This is a genomic window from Kribbella polygonati, assembly GCF_050320105.1.
Lineage (GTDB): Bacteria > Actinomycetota > Actinomycetes > Propionibacteriales > Kribbellaceae > Kribbella.
The window spans coordinates 3,253,324-3,272,297 of the sequence record NZ_CP190129.1 but is presented as its reverse complement, the minus strand read 5'-3'; the positions used below and the strand labels follow the sequence as shown (position 1 = coordinate 3,272,297).

Annotated in this window: 15 protein-coding genes; 5 read left to right on the top strand and 10 right to left on the bottom strand. The window is 69.1% G+C overall.

Annotation, left to right across the window (positions count from 1 at the left end; translation table 11 throughout):
• Positions 1-7 precede the first annotated feature (7 nt).
• The 9 genes from ACQHIV_RS15555 to ACQHIV_RS15515 form a co-directional block, all read right to left on the bottom strand.
• A complete protein-coding gene (locus ACQHIV_RS15555; protein WP_427894910.1) occupies positions 8-1,210 on the bottom strand; it encodes a glycosyltransferase family 4 protein in 1,203 nt (400 codons plus the stop codon).
• Positions 1,207-2,466, bottom strand: coding sequence for an O-antigen ligase family protein (locus tag ACQHIV_RS15550; protein ID WP_427894908.1), 1,260 nt, complete (start codon positions 2,464-2,466; stop codon positions 1,207-1,209). Before ACQHIV_RS15550 ends, ACQHIV_RS15555 begins: the two co-directional genes overlap by 4 nt.
• On the bottom strand, positions 2,463-4,094 hold the full coding sequence (locus ACQHIV_RS15545; RefSeq protein WP_427894906.1) for a hypothetical protein: 1,632 nt from the start codon (positions 4,092-4,094) through the stop codon (positions 2,463-2,465). The genes ACQHIV_RS15550 and ACQHIV_RS15545 overlap by 4 nt, the downstream gene beginning before the upstream one ends.
• On the bottom strand, positions 4,091-5,314 hold the full coding sequence (locus ACQHIV_RS15540) for a Wzz/FepE/Etk N-terminal domain-containing protein (protein WP_427894904.1): 1,224 nt from the start codon (positions 5,312-5,314) through the stop codon (positions 4,091-4,093). The genes ACQHIV_RS15545 and ACQHIV_RS15540 overlap by 4 nt, the downstream gene beginning before the upstream one ends.
• 75 nt (positions 5,315-5,389) lie before the next feature.
• Complete coding sequence (locus ACQHIV_RS15535; RefSeq protein ID WP_427894903.1) at positions 5,390-7,303, bottom strand: alginate lyase family protein; 1,914 nt, start codon at positions 7,301-7,303, stop codon at positions 5,390-5,392.
• Positions 7,300-9,453: a bi-domain-containing oxidoreductase gene (locus tag ACQHIV_RS15530; protein WP_427894901.1), complete on the bottom strand. Its 2,154-nt coding sequence runs from the start codon at positions 9,451-9,453 to the stop codon at positions 7,300-7,302. The genes ACQHIV_RS15535 and ACQHIV_RS15530 overlap by 4 nt, the downstream gene beginning before the upstream one ends.
• Positions 9,454-9,461: 8 nt before the next feature.
• Positions 9,462-11,381: an asparagine synthase (glutamine-hydrolyzing) gene (gene asnB / locus ACQHIV_RS15525; protein WP_427894899.1), complete on the bottom strand. Its 1,920-nt coding sequence runs from the start codon at positions 11,379-11,381 to the stop codon at positions 9,462-9,464.
• A gap of 1 nt (position 11,382) precedes the next feature.
• Positions 11,383-12,615: a glycosyltransferase family 4 protein gene (locus tag ACQHIV_RS15520; RefSeq protein WP_427894898.1), complete on the bottom strand. Its 1,233-nt coding sequence runs from the start codon at positions 12,613-12,615 to the stop codon at positions 11,383-11,385.
• Positions 12,612-13,934 carry a UDP-glucose dehydrogenase family protein gene (locus ACQHIV_RS15515; protein ID WP_427894896.1) on the bottom strand — a complete coding sequence of 441 codons (1,323 nt, stop codon included), beginning with the start codon at positions 13,932-13,934 and terminating at the stop codon, positions 12,612-12,614. The genes ACQHIV_RS15520 and ACQHIV_RS15515 overlap by 4 nt, the downstream gene beginning before the upstream one ends.
• A 162-nt stretch (positions 13,935-14,096) precedes the next feature.
• On the opposite strand from ACQHIV_RS15515, the gene ACQHIV_RS15510 reads away from it, so the two are divergent.
• The 3 genes from ACQHIV_RS15510 to ACQHIV_RS15500 are packed head-to-tail and all read left to right on the top strand — an operon-like array spanning position 14,097 to position 16,395.
• Entirely contained in the window at positions 14,097-14,438 is a 342-nt protein-coding gene (locus ACQHIV_RS15510; protein ID WP_427894895.1) for a hypothetical protein, read from the top strand.
• Complete coding sequence (locus ACQHIV_RS15505) at positions 14,435-15,103, top strand: hypothetical protein (protein ID WP_427894893.1); 669 nt, start codon at positions 14,435-14,437, stop codon at positions 15,101-15,103. The genes ACQHIV_RS15510 and ACQHIV_RS15505 overlap by 4 nt, the downstream gene beginning before the upstream one ends.
• Before the next feature lie 20 nt (positions 15,104-15,123).
• Positions 15,124-16,395, top strand: a complete 1,272-nt coding sequence (locus ACQHIV_RS15500; protein WP_427894891.1) for a hypothetical protein — start codon at positions 15,124-15,126, stop codon at positions 16,393-16,395.
• Positions 16,396-16,425: 30 nt separating this feature from the next.
• On the opposite strand, the gene ACQHIV_RS15495 is transcribed toward ACQHIV_RS15500, so the two are convergent.
• Positions 16,426-16,581, bottom strand: coding sequence for a hypothetical protein (locus tag ACQHIV_RS15495; protein WP_427894889.1), 156 nt, complete (start codon positions 16,579-16,581; stop codon positions 16,426-16,428).
• A gap of 111 nt (positions 16,582-16,692) precedes the next feature.
• Here ACQHIV_RS15495 and ACQHIV_RS15490 point away from each other — a divergent pair, with 111 nt between their 5' ends.
• Together ACQHIV_RS15490 and ACQHIV_RS15485 are read left to right on the top strand one after the other, a co-directional pair.
• The gene (locus tag ACQHIV_RS15490; RefSeq protein WP_427894887.1) at positions 16,693-17,757 is read left to right on the top strand and encodes an NAD-dependent epimerase/dehydratase family protein; all 1,065 of its coding nucleotides are present in this window, start codon (positions 16,693-16,695) and stop codon (positions 17,755-17,757) included.
• A complete protein-coding gene (locus ACQHIV_RS15485; protein ID WP_427894885.1) occupies positions 17,754-18,974 on the top strand; it encodes a class I SAM-dependent methyltransferase in 1,221 nt (406 codons plus the stop codon). The genes ACQHIV_RS15490 and ACQHIV_RS15485 overlap by 4 nt, the downstream gene beginning before the upstream one ends.

Here is an 18,974-nt window from a genome sequence, read left to right as displayed (position 1 = left end):
CCTCGGCTCAGCGGTCGGCGGTGACCGGGTGGTCCACCGCGAAGCGGTAGATGTCGAGCAGTTGCTGGAGGTTCCGGTCGAGCCGGTGCTCGGTCTCGTACGTCGTCCGCGCCTGACGGCCGAGTCCGGCGTACCGCTCCGGGTCGGCGTCGACGTCGCGCAGCAGCGCGGCGAGCGCGTCCGGGCGTCCGGGATCGAAGAGCGCGCCGTCGACGCCGTCGGTGATCAGGTCGGGGAACGACCCGTGCGCGGTGGCCAGCGGCGGTACGCCGACGGCCATCGCCTCGACCACCACCAGCCCGAACGTCTCCTCCCACTCCGACGGCAGTACGACGGCGCGGCACTCGCTGATCAGCTTGAACACGTCGGGCTTGCTCATCAGGCCGCGCAGTTCGACCGACGGGCGGTCGGCGGCCCAGGCGGTGACCTCGTCGAGCATCGGCCCGCCGCCGGCGATCACCAGGCGGAGCGCGTCGTCGCCCGCGGTCGCGCGGTACGCGTCCCAGCCCTTCATCAGCAGCGGTGCGCCCTTGGCCGCGTCGAGCCGGCCGACGTACGCCACCTGGCGCTCGGCCCGGCGTGCGAGCGGGCCGTCGTACGGCACGTGGTTGTGTTTGACGAACGTCCGCCGCGGGTCGAAGTCCATCCCGGCCATCAAGCGGCGTTGCGACTCGGAGATGAAGATGTAGGCGGACACCAGGCGCTGCCAGCCGCCGCGATGGCCGCGGGTGTTCAGCACGGTGGTCGCGGTCGCGAGTGCCGACCCGCGGTAGCAGCGGTGCAGTACGCCGCTGAGCGGGTTGCCGCCGGCGCAGTCGTGGCAGACCTTGCCGTCGCGGACGAAGTCACCGCTGGCACACAGCAGCTTGTAGTTGTGCAGCGTGATCACCACGGGTACGCCGGCCTGCCGGCACGCGTACAGCACCGACGGACTGAGCAACGGGAACGTGTTGTGGATGTGCACCACGTCCGGCGGGTGCCGGATCAGCTCGCGGGCGAGGTCGTGCCGGCTGGCGCGACTCCAGACGACACGGGCCGGCAGTGTCGCCTTCTTCAGCGTGGACCAGTCCTCGATGTCGTCGCTGTGCCGCTCGAAGTGCCGGACCCGGTGCCCGGCCGCGGTGAGCGCCGCGCTCTCCTGGTCGACGACCTGGTTCTCACCACTCGGTGCGGTCGACCGGTACCTGTTGTGCACGATCAGGATCTTCATCGCGGTCCTTCGCGGGTGGAGGTGGAGTACACCAGGGACGCGGCGAGCGTCAGGTCCAGCAGGTACGGCGAGGCTTCGCTGAGCCCGCTCTCGGTGAACGAGGCGACGACGCAGTACGCGACCAGGAACAGGGCGAGCGCGCGCTGCGGGCCTTGCGGCCGGAAGAGGGCCGCGGTCAGTACGAACAGCACCAGCATGACGGTGAGGGCACAGCCGAGCAGGCCGACGTCGTAGTACGTCCCGAGCCAGTTGCTGTCGATCGGCAGGCCGTTGAAGGACTTGTTCGACAGGCCGAAGCCGAACAGGACCCCCAACGTGGAGCGCGGCTGAGCCAGGATCGCTTCCCAGACGGCCTTCCGTCCGGTCAGTGCTCCGAGCTCCGCGGTGTCCTGGCCGCGGGCCAGCCAGGTGGTCACGACCGAGCCGAGGGTGAGGGCGCCGAGCGTGAACACGACCAGACCGATCGCGAACGCCCTACGGACCCGCGAGCGCGCGGTGAACAGGCTGAGTCCGGCGATCAGGACTCCGGCGAGCATTGCGACCAACGCTGTCCGGGTGTGGGTCAGCAGCAGGACCGGTACGCAGATCAGCACGCTGGTCAGGGCCACACCGCGGCGCAGCAGGCCGGACATCCACAGCACGATCGTGAGGCCGATCGCCACCGCGGAGTAGTGCCCGACCTGGGTCGGCGGGATCGGCCAGAGCGTGCCGCCGAGACGGCCCTCGGTCAGCGCCAGGCCGGGCGCCGCCAGCAGACCGAGGACGACCGAGGCGACGATGCCCCACAGCACCATCAGATGCGTGCGGACGAGCAACATGTCGCGCCGCGTCCACCACGGTGTCAGCAGCCACAGCACGAAGGCGAACGTGAACAGCCGCCCGGCGCGGAACAGTGCGCCGAACAGGAACTCGGCATGGACGCTGGACAGCAACGCTTCCGCGGCCAGTGTCATCAGCAGTACGACGTACACGCTCGGACGGACCCGCACCGGCCGGTTCACGGTCAGCACCATCACCAGCGCGCCGACGAGTGCCCCCTGTGCGATCAGCTTGCCGAGGGATCCGGGGATCGGCAGCAGGTGCGGTGCGCCCGGGAAGAACGTCATGACGTTCAGCACCATCAGCGCCCAGGTCAGCTGGACCCGGCGGCGCCGCCGGACCTCCGGGGCGACGACCCGCCGGGTCGGCCGGACCGCGGGACGAGAGCTGGGCCGAGTGCTGGGCAGAGCGCCGGGCCGGGTACCCGGGATCGTCATCGGCCGAACATCTCGAGGTCGACCGCACGGGTCCGCCCGGCCTCCGCCTCGTCGACACCGACGCTCTCGTCGGTGCGGTCCGGGCGGAGCACGATCGCGGTGTCCAGGTCGAGGCCGGCCATTCGCAGCATCTCGCCGGTCGCCTGGACGGCTGTCGCGGTCGAGCGCCCGGCCGTCACCACGACGGCGGCGTGCGCGGCCCACGTACCCAGGTGGTCCGCACCGAGCTCGGGTGTCAGGTCGGCCAGCGTCAGTACGACGTCCGCGAGCTCCCAGGACGCGTCCAGCGCGACGTTCTCGGAGCCACCCGGACGGTTCGTCTCGCTCAGCCGCAGGTACGCACCCTCGGCCGGCCCGTCGACCGGGTCGGCCAGATGTACGTCGATCCGCCGGCCGGGCTCGCTGAACCGGGACTCGTGCGTCCCCGGGGTCCGGACGCCGAGCATCCGCCCGAGCTTGCCCGCGCGGGTCAGGTCGGCGACCAGGACCTGCTTGCCCTCCTCTGCCAGCGACACCGCGAGCGACGCCACGGCCAGGGCACAGGTGTAGTCGTCGTCGACGGCAACGACCGCGAGGGCCGGGGTCGGACGTTCGGCCCAGAAGAGGCGCTTGTCGAGGTGCTGGACGATCAGCTGGTTCTCCGGGCCGCGACGCTGGCTGTCCCGCAGCAGCGCGGGCCTCGGCAGCAGCCGCCAGCGGCGTGGCCGCGGCGTGCTCAGGCGGACCCGCGTCCCCAGTGCGTGCGAGATGTCCTGCCGTTTCCACAGCCGGTCCGAGATCAGCGCGCGGACGATGACGAAGCCGACGCCGAGGAACAGCCCGGCGATCATTCCGGTGCCGGCGTTGATCACGAGCGTCTTCTTGAACGAGACCCTGACCGGCGCGGCCGCGTCGAGGACCCGGCTGCTGTTCACCCGGGACGCCTGCACCTGCTGGTCGAGCAGCTGCTGCCGGATGTACTGCACCTGGTCTCGCGCGGCGCCGAGCCGGACAGCCTCCGGACTGTTCGGATGCTTCAGCTGGTTCGGGTCGTCGCCGGCTGCCTCGACGGCCTGCTGGGCGAGCGCGAGCTCGTTCTGGGCTGCGGTCAGGTCGCGCGTCAGTGGCACGTCCTGCAGGGCGATCTGCTGCTTGCGATAGATCAGGAACACCTGCGCGACCGCGGTCGCCAGTTTGGTCGAGTCGGCCTGGGTCTTGCCGGCCGCGGTGATCTGCATGATCCGGTCGGTGGTCGCGACGACCGTGTAGTCCTTGAGCAGCTTGTCCGGCGTCGTCGGCAGCTTGAGCAGATCGATGACCCGTTGGGCGACCGTGTTCGTGGTGGCGAGGCTGACGTCGGTGGCCATCGCCTTGGTGCCGTCCTCGCCGTCCTTGTGGGTCAGCAGCAACCGGCTCTGCGACGTGATCGGCGCCGGCAGCACGGCCAGCGAGGCGATGCCGCCGGCCAGGCCGACGAGGCCGAGCACCAGCCAGATCCGCAGGTGCCGGCGGAGGGCGTCGCGGATGAACCGGAACGTGACCAGCGCGTCCGGCGGGAACGACGCGGACCGCTCGTTGTCGAACAGGTCGTCGTCGTCGGCCCAGAGCGGCTCGCGGACGGTGGGTTCGTTGTACGGCTGGTTGCTCATCGGGTCCTCCGGGCCGTCCCGCTCAGCAGGGTGGGCAGTCGCGAGCCTGCCCGCCGGGCGGCGGACGACACCCGGCCGATGGTGCGGTCGGTCGGATCGGGATCGGTGACGACGATGCCGTCGATGGTGCGGTCCTGGGCCGCGGCGGCGACCGCGAGCCGGGCGAGCTGCTCCGCGGTCACGAAGCCGGCCGACAGCGCGACGATCGTGCGCGCGGTGTGCTCGGCCTCGGCCAGGTGCGGCGTCTCGCGTTCGACCACCACCAGGTGGATGGTGAGCGCCTGGTCGTCCGCCGGCTCCTGGTGGCCGTCGATCACGATCGCGGCGGAGATACCGATCGAGTTCGCCAGCGCCGCGAGCTGCGGGCCGAGCGGGAGCGCCTTCTCGTCGCCGGCGAAGGACAGCACGGTCAACGTCCCCGGCGTACCGCCCCGCACGTCCAGGCCGAGATGGTGCAGGGTCTTGCGCAGGCTCCAGGCCTCCACCGCGGTCGGCTGGTAGTGCTCGAGCAGGTAGGCCCAGTCCGATCTGTCGGTCGCGCGGTACGACGAGACCGACGCGAGCACGGGCAACCCGACCGCGTCGGCGATCTCGTCGCGCAGCCGCAGGCGCCGGTCGCCGCGGACCATCGCCAGTACGCCGATCGCACCGATCACGGCACCGCCCACCGCGCCCAGCAGACCGAGGATGCCGAGGTGCACGAAGACGTTTCCGCCGTGGGCGGTGGTGGCCTGCTCCAGGACCCGGGCCCCGGTCTTCTTCCCCAGGTCGCCCGGCAGCTGCTGGTTGGTCGTGATGAACACCAGGTAGACCTCGGCGACCGCGTTCGCCAGCCGCATCGCCTGCTGGGGTGTCGTTCCCTTGGCGTCGATCTGGATGACGTCGGTGGTGACGGCGGTGACCTTGACCCGGTCCCGGACGGTTTCGGTCGGCAGCGCCGGCGTCAGGTTCTGGCCGGCGCTCTTCAGGACCGGTTCGCTGCCGGCGATGTAGACCTGGGTCTCGATGCTCTGGGTGCCGGGCTGGGTGGCGGTCGCGGCGGGATCGTTCGCCGCGGGCGGCGGCAGGACGACCAGGGAGGTGGCGGTGTTCAGCGCAGGTACGGCGAAGCCGTAGGCGATCCCGCCGAGCAGACCGACGGCCGCGGCGGCCGCCACGATCAAGCGGTGCCTGCGGATTGCCCGCCACGACTTCCTGACGTCGAGCTGCTGTGCGCTCACGGTCCCCTCCAGCCGAAACGCCGAACTGTGTCCGGTAATAGAGGGCGAACGGCGCGACGCTGATACAGCACGGACTCAGAACCGGAAGGTGGTGATCGCCGGCGACCCGGCGGTCAGCGTGCCTTCGCCGATCAGCGTCGTGGACGGAACCTTCACGCCGAATCGCGGTGAGTACCAACCCAGCAACGGATCGTTGCTTCCGCGGTACGTCGTCCACCTGAAGGCCTCGGGCAGCTCGACGGTCGCTGTGCCGGTCGGCCATTGCAGGCGGCCGGTGTCCAGGTCGACGTCCACCTCGGGGCCCAGGTGCCAGGCGATGCGTACGTCGGCGGTCGCGTCCAGGTGGTCCTCGACGCGGAGCACGCCGTTGTCGAGGGTCGCCGTACGGCGGTGGGTCACGGGGGTGTAGCCGTCGTGTTCGGCTTCCCAGGTGGTGGGGGAGCGGTGCAGCACCCTGCCGGTTGCCCCGCGCAACCAGAGGAACGGGCCGCCCCAGGTGGACTGCTCCACACCGCCTACTTCGACGGTGTTGTGGGCGATGGTGGAACGGAAGTAGTTCCGCCAGTCCTCTTCACCGTGGTAGCAGTACGTGCCTGGGTCGGCCAGGACATCTACGCCGTCGACGCGGACCTCTAGTGAAAGAGCGTCCGAGTGGGCGTGGGCCGCGATGGAGAGAAAGCCGTGCGGGCCGGCATCTGCGCGGCACCAGACGTTGTTGCTGCGTAGGATGGTCAGGCCGGCGTCGCTGAAGTGGCCTGGGTGTTCTGCTGGACGGTCTGGTTGCCGGCCGTTCACCAGGGCACCGACGATGGCTGAGGTCGCAGTACTGGGGGTTTCTGGCCACCAGGGTGTTCTTCCGACCACGGCTGCGCCTAAGGACAGGTACGCCGACCACGTGCTTGCGTCTGGTGGGTCCAGGGTCAAGACCATGCCCTCGTCGTCATCGCCTTGCCGTGGTGGGCGCAGGCGGGTGTCGACGATCGCTGCGGCTGCGTCGAGGGTTCGGGTCAGTAGGGCCCAGGTTTCTTGGCTCAGCGGATGGCCCGCGGTGTCTGCTTCGAGGGCGGCGTACAGGCCGAGTTCTGAGACGAAGCGGTGGTAGTCGGTGGCCAGTTCGCGGTTGAGGCCGGACGGGAACGTGTTCGCGTCCAGCTGCTTTTCCAGCAGGGCTGCGGCGTTTGCGCGCCAACGGTCGCTCTTGGTGAACCAGGGGAACGCACAAGCGCCTACTAGTTGTCCTGCTGCTTCTGCGATCACATGGTTGTTCGCCGAGGAGCCGTGGCTTTGGAACGCGGCCAGGTAGCGCTGGTGCCAGTACAGCTGCTGTAGCGCCAGTTCGTTGTGCTCGAACAGGTCTGTGATGCCCGGCCAGTCGTTGAGCAGGCGTCTGATCCAGGTCCAGCTGATCAGGCGCAGGCCGATCTCGATACCGCTCGCCCAGTGCACTCCGGACAGGAACGGGTTCGTGCGCCACCAGTCGTTCAGGTGGTCGGCTACGCGTTCGGCGTACCGGTCGTCGTGGGTCAGGTACCAGGCGGCGGCCAACTGCGTCAGGTGGTGGTGGCGGGACAGCTCCCACACCTGCTTGATGTTGCCGACGGCCTGCTCGTTGCGGTGGTTCAGCTTGAAGACGTACTGCGTCGGGTCCGAACGGCGGCCCGTTACCGGGTCACGGAACCAGTCGGGAGCCTTCAGGTCGGTACGGTCGACACCTAGTACCTCCAGGTTGCCGGCCAGGATGGCGTCGGCCTGCTGGATCACCGCCTTGCGGGCGTCTTCCGGTACGGCGCACGCGGTGTGCGGCGGGATCGTCGTACTGAAGGTTCTTTCGCGCCGGAGGGGCAGGTGCAGGTTTCCGTCCTGCCCGGGCCGCACCTGTTGGTAGGCCCAGGCAGTACGGCGTCCGGCATCGCTGGTGCGCTGGATGAGTTCGGTGGGGGACATCCTGCGCAGGCGGCGGACGTACCAGCCCAAGGGCTGGCGGCTCACACTTTCTCCGGCTTGCCTGAGGCCAGGCTGCGGTCTACGGCGATGGTGGCGCGGGTGGTGGCGATCAGTTGGTCGAAGGGGATCGGCATCGGCGCGCCTGTGCGTACGGCGGCGATGAAGCGGTCGAGCTCGTTGCGTTGGCCCTTGTCGGTGGCGCGGGTCTTGCGGGTGGTGGGCTTGCGGCCGGTGTACACCGAGGCGCGCTGGAAGTTGTCGAAGCGCGCGTTCCGGCCGCCGCCGGTGATGTCGATCGTCTCCTTCGGGAAGCGCGCGTTGCCGCCGCCGACGTACGTGATCGTGCCGACGGAGCCGTTCGCGAACCGGAGCGTGACGAGGACGTCGCCGGCGTCCGGGCCGGGTACGGCGTACACCTCGATCGGGAGGCTGTCGAGCCACCAGGTGAGCGTGTCGATGAAGTGGCCGCCCTCGCCGGCGAACCTCGTACCTTCTTTGCCCGCGTCGAGGTACCAGCTGGTGGAGTCGAGTTTGCCGGCGTTCACCAGGTAGCGGACGGAGGTGTTGCCCTGTGGGCCGAAACGGTCCTTCAGGTCGGTCAGCAGCGGGGCGAACCGGCGGTTGAATCCCACCATCAGCCGGTCGTTGCCGGTGGCGTCCACGGTCGCGACGATCCGGTCCAGCTCGTCGTCGTTCAGCGCCAGCGGCTTCTCGACGAAGACGGCCTTCCCGGTCTCCAATGCCCGGCACGCAAGCTCGGCATGCGAACTGTGCCGCGTCACCACGAACACCGCATCCAGGCTGTCGTCCCTCAACACCTCGTCCGCGTCGGTAGACACCGCCTCGAACCCGAACCGCCGCTGAGCATTCGCCGCCGACAAGGACTTGTTCGTGGCAACCCGCCCCAGCACAGCCCGCCCATCCTTCTGCAAATGCGGCAAAAGCATGCTCGACGCATAATTCCCCGCCCCCACAAACCCCACCCGCACCACACCGCCGGAAGCCGGTCGCGCGACCGACTCACGCCGTTCGGGTGCGAAGGCTGGGACCTCAGACGCTTCTTCCTTTGGGTATTCGAAGAGGAAGCCGACGCCTGGGTAGGTGCCGGTGCTGAGTTTTTGGTAGACGTCGGTGGCGTCGGTGATGGGGAAGGTGTTGGCGATCAGGGCGCCGACGTCGAGTTGTTCGCGGGCGATCAGGTCGACGAAGCACTCGAGGTTGCGGCGTTCGGTCCAGCGGACGTAGCCGGCGGGGTAGTCGATGCCCTCCAGCTCGTACCGGTCGTCGTACCGCCCCGGCCCGTACGACCGAGAGAACCGGACGTCCAGCTCCTTGTCGTAGTACGCGTTCCACGGGAGGTCGAGCCTCGTCTTGCCGATGTCCACCACCCGGGCGCGGTCCCGCGCCAACCGGGCCGCGGTCTCCACCGGCCCGTTCGAGTGACCGCCGGCGGCCAGCAGGATGTGGTCGGCCCCGAGCCCGTTGGATGCCTGCAGCAACGACCGCTCCAGCGCGGCGACCCCCGCCTCGTCCGCGCCCGCGCAGTGCAGCGCGCCCGCCTTCTCCGCCATCCGGCACCGGTCCGCGACCGTGTCGATCCCGAACACCCGCACCCCGGCGGCCACCAGCAACCGCACCACCAGCTGCCCGACCAACCCGAGCCCGATCACCACCGCCGTGTCGCCCAGCTGTACCTCGGCCTGCCGCACCCCCTGCATGGCGATCGCACCAACCGTGGAGAACGCGGCCTGCTCAGCCGGCACCCCGTCCGGCACCGGCACGCACAGATTCACCGGCACCCAGTTGTACTCCGCGTGCAACGCGAACTCGTTCCCCGCCGCCGCGACCAGCTGCCCGACGCTGAACTCCTCCGCCCCCGCCCCGACCTCGACCACCACACCACACAGCGAGTACCCGAGCGGCGTGTACGAGTCGAGCTTGTTCATCACCTTCTTGTACGTGCTCGTCAACCCCTGCTGCGCCACCGTGTCCAGGACCTTGCGCACCTGATCCGGCCGCGCCTTCGCCTTGCCGACCAGCGACAGCTTCGCCTCGCCGACCTTCATCAGTTCGGTGCCGGTCGAGATCAGCGAGTACAGCGAACGGATCAGCACGCCGCCGGGCGCACAGGTGGGCGGAGGCACGTCCAGCACAGCGAGCTCGCCGGACTTGTAGTTCTGTGCAACCTGCTTCATGTCCGTCCTTACAAAGAAGTAATGGTCACGCCCAGCGACCGCATGTGGCGGGTCCAGGTCTCCAGGGTCAGCAACTGCCAGATCTGCTTCGAGTAGTCCTCGCGCCCGGCCCGCTCGTCGTCGACGAGCTTCTGTACGGCGGCCCGCTGCAGGAACCCGCTCCCGACCAGCTCACCGCGCAGCAGCGTGTCGTCGACGAGCTCGCGCAGGTCGTTGCGTACCCACGCCCGCAGCGGCGCGCTGAACGACGCCTTCGGCCGGTAGATGATCTCCTTCGGCAACCACGCCTCGGCTGCCTTCTTCAGCGCGAGCTTGCTGACCCGGCGGTGGATCTTGTCCCTGCCCGGGATCGAGAACGCCGCCCGCGCCACGACCGGGTCGACGAACGGCGTCCGTACCTCGGTCGACGCCGCCATGCTCGCGCGGTCCGTGTACGTGAGGTTCAGCCCGGGCAGGAACATCCGCGAGTCCGCCAGGCACATCCGGTTCACGTGGTCGTCGAGCGCGTTGTCGTGGTAGACGTCGCTGTGTTCGGCGAGCAGCTTCCCGACGTACGGCTCGAGGTCCGGGCTGATCAGCCCGGCGAGCTGGTCCGCGTCGTACATCGTGTAGCTGCGCCGGAACGCCTCCTCCTCGGGGAGGTTCGCGAACGTCTCGAACCTCTTCGCCCAGCGCGCGTACCGCAGCCCGCGCCCGTTGACGGTGACCGGCAGCCGCCGTACGGCGGGCCCGACCACGCCGTTCCGCAGTACGCCGGGCAGTCGTCGGTACTGCGCTCCCAGCACGCAGGCGAGGTGCTTGCGGTACCCGCCGAACAGCTCGTCGGCGCCCATCCCGGACAGCAGCACCTTCACGCCCGCGTCGCGCGCGGTCTCGCACATCAGCAGCGTGTTGATCGCGGCCGGGTCGCCGATCGGCTCGTCCAGAGTGCCGGCGATCCGCGGCAGCAGCTCCACGACGTCCGGGGCGATCTCGATCTCGTGCAGGTCGATGCCGAACTGCTTGGCCAGCTTGCGCGCGTAGATCGCGTCGTCCGGCATCGCCTCGAGCTTCTGGTCCTGCGCCCGGAACGTGATCGTGTACGAGTCGATCCCCGGGTCCAGCTGCTTGGCCAGCACGGTCACGAGGCTCGAATCGAGGCCGCCGCTGAGGAAGGTCGATACTCCTACGTCGGCGACGAGGTGCGCGGCGACGGACTCCTCGATGATCTGCCGGAGATCGGCGGGCGGACCGGCAGCGGCCTCGGCCGCGACGTCGGCGACCCGCCAGTACGTCTCGTGCCGGCTGCTGCCGTCCGGGCGGAACTCCGCCCAGGATCCCGGCGGCAGCTTGTCGACGCCGTCGATCGCGCAGCGCTGTTCGGGCAGCCAGTAATAGAGCATCGACGCGATCAGCGCGCCGGGTTCGGTGCGCAGCTCGGACCCGACCGCGGCGACCAGGGCCTTCAGTTCGGACGCGAAGATCACGCCGCCCTGTCGGCGGAGGAAGTACAACGGCTTGATGCCGAGCGGGTCGCGGGCCAGGTACAGGCTGCCGCTGTCCTCGTCCAGCATCGCGAACGCGAACATGCCGCGGAACCGCCGGAGCGCGTCCGGACCCCACCGGCGCCAGGCTTCCAGCACGACCTCGGTGTCGCTCTGGGTGCGGAAGTGCACGCCCGACTTCGACAGCTCGGCCCGGAGTTCCCTGTAGTTGTAGAGCTCGCCGTTGTAACAGATCGTCAGGCCGCGCTTGCTGAACGGCTGGTCCGCGGCCGCCGACAGGTCGATGATCGACAACCTGCGGTGCGCGAGGAACGCCCGTACGTCGCCCTCGTCGAACGCGTACACCTGGTCGGCGTCCGGGCCGCGGTGCGCGATCCGGTCGCTCATCGTCTCCGCGAGCGCGAAGCCGTCCCGCTGCTGGTAGCAGCCCGCGATGCCGCACACGTCAGGACCCCGTCTTGACGCCGGCGACCGGGCCGAGCCGGCTGACGTGCCCGGTCAGCTGGTCGTACACCTCGAGGTAGGCCTTCTGCTGGTGCTTCCACGCCAGTACCCGTTCGACGCGCTCGCGGCCGAGCTTCGCCATCCGGCGCCGGCGTACCTCGTCGTCGAGCAGGTCGACGATCGCCTCGCCGTACTTCGCCACGTCGTTCGGCTCCACGTACACCGCGGCGTCGGCGGCGGACACCCTGGTCTCGACCAGGTCGAACGCGACGACCGGGAGCTCGAACGCCAGGTACTCCATGGTCTTGTTCATCGTCGACACGTCGTTGAGCGGATTCTTCGGGTCGGGGGAGAGGCCGAGGTCCGCGGTCGACATCACCGCGCGCACGGTCTCGTCCGGCACCCGTCCGGTGAACTCGACGTACTCGCCGAGCCCGAGTTCGTCCCGCAGCGCGACCACCTCGTCGTACGAGTCGCCGCCGCCCATCAGCGTGAACGCGATGTCGGTGCGCCGCAGATTGTTGACGATGTGGTCGGCGGCCCGGACGACGATGTCGACGCCGTCCTGCGGACCCATCACGCCGATGTACGTGACCAGGTGCCGGTGACCGCGGCGCAGCGACTCGTCCGGCGTACCGCGGCGGAGCTGGTCCGGATCGGGCCCGGTGCGGACCACGGTCACGTCGTGGTTCGCCTTGCCGCTGCGGGTGATCGCGATCCGGCGGTACGAGTCGTTGGTCGAGATCACGTGGTCGGCCTGGCGGTGCGTGGTCCGTTCGAGGAAGCGCAAGCCCTTGTACGGAAGGCTCGCCGTACCGCCGAACCGGGACTGGAACAGTTCGGGACACAGGTCGTGGTGGTCGAACACGAACCGGGTGCCGTCGAGGCGGCGCAGCAGCATCGCGATCGGCCAGAAGATGTCCGGCGGGTTGCATGCCTGCAGCACCTTGAACCGGCCGGCCTTGCGGGCCCGGAACACCAGGCGGAGCGTCATCAGGAACGAGTACACGTACTCCCAGACGAAGCTGACCTTGCTCCCGCCCGGCGCGTACGCCGTGTACTTGTGCACGACCACGCCGTCGATCACGTCGTACGACGGATCCCCGGGGCCCTTCGGGCAGACGACGGTCACGTCGTACCCGGCCGCGACCAGGGCCTGGCACTCCAGCCAGACCCGGCGGTCGAACGGCACCCACAGGTTCTGGATGATGATCAGTACCCGCGGACCGCTCACCAGCCCACTCCTTCGTATCCGGGCAGTGCCTCGACGTCGGCGCCGAGCCGGCCGCTCAGGTCGATGGTCCGGGCCGGCGGGTTGTCGAGCAGCGCGTCCACGGCGGCGGTGTCGGTCGCGGAGACGATCGCCACGTCGGCGCCGGCCAGCGCGGCGTCCGGGTCGTCGGTGAGGACCCGTTGGAGGTGCGGCAGTTTCGACCGGACGTGCCGCAGGTTCGCGCCGACCAGGCGGGTCGGGTTCACGATCGCGTCGTAGATCCGCAGGTTGTAGCCCTTGCCGATCAGGCGCTCGGCAAGTTCGACGTTCGGGCTCTCGCGGAGGTCGTCGGTGGCGTGCTTGAAGCTCAGCCCGAGCAGTGCGATCTCGCGGCCGGGGCCGGCGATCACGCGGTCGACGATGTCGCGGACGCTGCGCTCGTTGGTGGCGAGTGCGCCGGACAGCAGCGGGAGCTCGGTGTCGTTGATCCGCGCGAGGTGCAGGACGCTGCGCAGGTCCTTCGGCAGGCACGAGCCGCCGAACGCGAAGCCGGGCTTCAGGTAGTACGGCGAGATGTTCAGGCTGGTGTCCTGCACGAAGATCTTCATCACCTCGCGCGAGTCGACGTCGAAGTGCCGGAAGATCCGGCCCATCTCGTTCGCGAACGAGACCTTCGTGGCGTGGAACGCGTTGCACGCGTACTTGAGGGCCTCCGCGGTCCGGACGTCGACGATCTGCACGTCCGTGCCGAGGAATGCGAACAGGTCGGTCAGAGCGGTACCGACCTTCGGGTCGCGGGTGCCGACGACGACGAACGGCGGCGCGTAGAAGTCCGCGAGCCCAGACCCTTCGCGCAGGAACTCGGGGCACATCGCCGTACCGAACGTCAGCCCGTCCGGCGCCGGCACCTCGGCCAGCACCTGCGCGACGACCTCGTCGACCGTTCCCGGCGGCACGGTGCTGCGGACCACGATGCTGTGGAACCCGGACTCCGGGCGTACGACGTCCCGTGCCGCCTCGGCGATGTCCCGCACCGCGCGTTTGATGTAGGTGAGGTCGGTACTCCCGGCCGCGGTGGACGGCGTGCCCACGCAGATCAGCGAGACATCGGCACCGTCCAGCGCCACCTGCGGATCGGTAGTAGCCCGCAACCGCCCCGCCGCGACCCCCGCTGCCACCAGTTCGTCCAGCCCCGGCTCAACCACCGGACTGTGCCCGCGCGCGATCGGCTCCACCTTGGCGGTGTCGACATCCACCCCCCACACCTCATGCCCGGCAGCAGCCAGACAAGCCGCCGTCACCGACCCCACATACCCCAAGCCGAACACGGCAACTCTCATAACGCCCCCCACAGGCAAGATCCCGACGTCCCCACGCCCCAGCGCCCATGAGAGCACCCACCCCACCACGCTGATACACCCCTGTGGAAACTTCCCCCGAGAAACCAGCCCTGGAAACTATCCTGGTCACCGAACGTGTCCGCGTCCGACGCAGGAGCCCTCATGCAGACGCCCTATCACCTCCCAAACGGCGACACCGCGATGGTGGTCGACACCGAAACCGCCGGCCAGAGCCTCGGCCGAGCTGCGCAGCTCTGGCGCGAAGGCGCGACCGAACCACTCTTCTACGGCTCCGCGGGCAAACCGGAAGGCGTAGTGATCTCCTTCGACCAGTGGGCGGAGTACGAGGCGCTCAAGCTCGAAGCCGACACCGACCGCCGCGTCGAAGAGATCACCCGAGAGCGGGTCGCGAACTTCCGGCCCGACAAGGGCGTCTCGTTCGACGATCTGGTCCGTGAGTACGGATGGGAGGACAGCGACGACGATGGTGGCGGGAAGTCGTGAGGTACCACCTCATCGTCGATGAGGGCGTCAAGCCTGAGTTGGACGCCGGGCATCGAGCCTGGAAGGCGGGTCCGGACAGTGATGCCGGTCGCGAGTTCAATGCCGCGATGAAGGCGATGAAGGCGCTCCAGGAAGGCCGCGAGGGGGACTACGTCGGCAAGCGCCTGACCAGCGGCCCAGGTTCGCATGATCTCAGGGACTGCGCCGAGCTCAAGGTGCCGGTTTTCGACGAGTACGCAGATAACGGGCGCGCCCTCGGGCCGTCCCACCGGCTGGTCTACCGTGAGTTCGACCCACTTCCCAAGATCGAGGACGGCCGCGTGGTCGCGGATCCGGACGCCTTGCCGTACAGACACGTTGTTGCCTTCGCGCACCGCGCGGACGACCCGGCGGCGATCGCCGGTGGCCGTCTGGGACGGACGCGGGGGTTGCTGGAGCCCGGGCTACACGGAGTGGGTAGCGGAGAGCGGCCGTCGGTCGGACCGCAGAGGGAGGGCGTGCCGACGACGCCGGCCCGGGGCCCACTGCCGCCGGATCTGCTTCAGGCAGCGAGGATGCTCCGTGGCAGCCCGCCGCCCGGCACTGCGCCTGCGCCCGCGGCGGCCCCGCAGGCGAATGTCAACCGGCCGCCCGGCCCGGGTGCGTCGAAGTCCAGAGAACGCTGATCGTCTCGGCAGGAGCACCCATGGAGACCCCCTACCGCCTTCCGAACGGACTGACGCTCCTGGTCGTCGATGCCACCACGGCCGGCGGCCGGCTTGGATACGCAGTCCAGTCATGGCTCGAGGGCGCGACCGAGCCGCTCGTCTTCGGTACGGATGGGAGGCCGAACGGCGTGGCAATCTCGTTCGGGCATTGGGCGGCGTACGAGTCGATCGGGCATGAGACCCGGTTCGAGCGCCGCGTATCAGGTATCGCTGCCGATCAGCTTGCGACCGCGCAGGGCGACGCCGGCGAGCAGATCTCGGAGAAGGTCTGCAAGCTGGTGAACGGGCTCAGCGTCCGCGTGATCGACACTGCCGTGGCTGGTGAGGTCCTTGGTGCCGCGATGCGCTTGTGGCGCGAGGGCGAGCGTGCGCCGCTGTTCTACGGAGCCGGCGCCGAGCCGGAGGGGGTCGTGCTTTCGTTCGACCGGTGGGCGGAGTACGAGGCGATCCGTCCGGATGCCGGCTACGACGGTCGTGTGGACGCCGCCGCCGACCGATATCACGCTCCGAACGGCGACGTGCTGTACGTCGTCGACACGGTCACGGTGGCGCGCAATGTGGACCGTATTCTCGAACTGCTTCGTGTGGACGGCAGCGCGCCGATCTTCTTCGCCGACGAGATGGGCACTCGTCCCCAGGGGGTCATCATCTCGTTCCGCGCATGGATCGAGTATGAGATCGAGCGGGAGGACGCCGAGGAGGAACGCCGTCGCGAGGAGGTGTTTCGCAGGCTCGAGGCCCAGGATCCGTCCAGGAAGGTGACTTACGAGGAAGCGGCGCGTGAAGGCGGCTGGGATCCCGTCGTACGGAGTGGTCGGCCAGACATCGAAGGCGATCATCGGCGTCGGCTGCAGGCTGCCATCGACGCGGAGATCACGGATGGGAACTACCCGCTGCCGAACGGTGCGACGCTGCGGGTCGCTGACATCGGAACCGTCAGCCAGCGCCTGGGCGAGATCGTGGAGCGGTTCCGCAGCGAATCCACCGGGCAGGTGTTCTTCACCGGCGACCGGCACCAGCCCGAGGGGGTCGTCATCTCGTTCGACCAGTGGGCGGAGTACGAGGTCGTCAAGGAGGAAGCCGAGTTCGACCGCCGGGTCTACGACATCACTCGCGAACGGCTGGCCAACGACGATCCGTCGAAGTGGGTGACGTTCGAGGAGATGATGGAGGAATTCGGCCTCGACCCCGACAGCGACGAACTGTTCCCCAAGAGGCTTGACCGGAACGACGAGTCCGGAAACCGATGACATCGTCAAGGTCCGGCGCACCGCCCGTGGTCAGGCGGCGTCGGTCCTGTGCGGCGTGAACGACACCTCCGTCTCGTCGCCGTCGACGGCGATGGTGGAACCCTCGATCCGCCGCTCGGCGGGAACGCTCTCCAGCCAGGCCCGAGCCTCCGGTTCGAGTTCGACCGTGTAGAGCCGAGCGACCATCCCAGTCCCTAGGTCGTCGTCCTCTCATGCCTCCGAAATTGGCTGTATCAGGGCGGGATTCCGTTGATCTGTATTGGGCGACGGGAACTTGTGGGGTGAGGGGATGGCGGGATGAGGGTTCTGGTTGCGGGGGATCGGGGTTACATCGGGGCGGTGATGGTGCCGTTCCTGCGGGGGCGGGGGCATCAGGTCGGGGGGCTTGACTCCGGGTTGTACGAGGGGTGCGACCTGTTGGGTGGGCCGGAGGCGATCGGGGAGCGGGCGCCGCGGGATCTGCGGGACGTGACGGCGGCGGAAGTGCGCGGGTACGACGCTGTCGTGTGCCTGGCCGCGCTGTCGAACGACCCGCTCGGGAACCTCGACAAGGCCGCGACGTACTCGGTCAACCTCGACGGCACACTGAACCTCGCCCGGGCCGCGAAGGACGCCGGCGTCGAGCGGTTCCTGTTCGCGTCGTCGTGCAGCCTGTACGGCGCGGCGGGGTCGGAGGCGGTGACCGAGGAGGCCGAGCTGTTCCCGGTGACGGCGTACGGCGAGACGAAGGCGCTGGCCGAGCAGGAGCTGTCGAAGCTGGCCGACGACAACTTCAGCCCGACGTACCTGCGGAACGCGACCGCGTACGGCGCGTCCACCCGGCTGCGGCTCGATATCGTCGTCAACAACCTGACCGCCATCGCGGCGACGTCCGGCCAGGTCCGGCTGGAGAGCGACGGCACCCCGTGGCGGCCGCTCGTGCACATCGAGGACATCAGCCGCGCGTTCGAGGCCGTGCTGGCGGCGCCGCGGGAGACGGTCCACGACGAGGCGTTCAACGTCGGCCGGTCCGAGGACGTCGTCCAGGTCCGCGACATCGCCGAGATGGTCCGCGAGGCGGTGCCGGGGTCGACGCTGTCGATCGCCGACGGCGCCGGTCCGGACCTGCGCAACTACAAGGTCGACTTCGGCAAGCTCAACGACACGTTCCCGGACCTGAAGCTGCACTGGTCGGTCCGCAAGGGCGTCGACGAGCTGTACGACGCCTACCGGCGGCACGGCCTCACGCTCGACGACTTCAACTCCGCGCAGTTCGTCCGGCTGCGCCGCATCCAGCAGCTGCTCGACGCGGGCCTGGTCGACGATCGGCTGCGCCGCACGACCGACGCCCAGTTCCCCGGACCGAAGGAGCTGGCCCGATGACCGATCCAGCCTGCCGGCTCTGCGGCGAACCGCTGACCCGGACGTTCGTCGACCTCGGCATGTCGCCGCCGTGCGAGAGCTACCTGCGCGCGGACCAGCTCGACAGCGGCGAGACGTTCTACCCGCTGCACGTCCGGATCTGCGGGAACTGCCTGCTCGTGCAGCTCCCGGCGTACGTCGCGGCCGACGACGTGTTCAGCGACTACCTGTACTTCTCGTCGTACTCGACCAGCTGGGTCGAGCACGCGCGCCGGTTCGTCGTCGACATGCGGGAGCGGCTGGACCTCGACGGGAACAGCCTGATCGTCGAGGCCGCCAGCAACGACGGCTACCTGCTGCAGCACGCGGTCGCTCTCGAGATCCCGGTGCTCGGCATCGAACCGGCCGCGAACATCGCGAAGATCGCCAACGAGAAGGGCATCCGCACCGAGAGCTACTTCCTCGGCGAGGCCACCGGCAAGGACGCGGCGGCCCGGCACGGCAAGGCGGACCTTGTCGTCGGCAACAACGTGTTCGCGCACGTACCGGACATCGTCGACTTCGCCAAGGGCCTGCGCGCACTGGTGAAGGACGACGGCCTGGTCTCGCTGGAGTTCCCGCACCTGCTCCGGCTGATCGAGAACCGGCAGTACGACACGATCTACCACGAGCACTACCAGTACCTGACCCTGAAGACAGCGGCCGAAGCACTGAGCCGCGCCGGCCTCAAGGTCGTCGACGTACAGGAACTGCAGAGCCACGGTGGCTCGCTCCGGCTCTTCTCGTCACCGAGCGGCGAGCCGACCGAGCTGGTCGGCAAGGTGCTGCAGGACGAGCAGGACGCCGGCCTGCACACCGTCGAGGGCCACCTGGGCTTCGCCGACGAGGTGTTCACGATCAAGTCCGACCTGCTGGAGTTCCTGATCCAGGCCCGCCGCGACGGCAAGACCGTCGCCGGGTACGGCGCTCCCGGCAAGGGCAACACGCTGCTCAACCACTGCGGGATCCGCGAGGACCTGCTGCCGTACACGGTGGACCGCAGCCCGCACAAGCACGGCATGTACCTGCCGGGCACGCACATCCCGATCTTCGCCCCGGAACGCCTGGCCGAGACGCGTCCCGACTACATCGTGATCCTGCCGTGGAACCTGCGCACGGAGATCGTCCACCAGCTCGGCTACGCACGGGAGTGGGGCGCGCGGTTCGTCGTACCGATCCCGCGTCTCGAAGTTATCTGA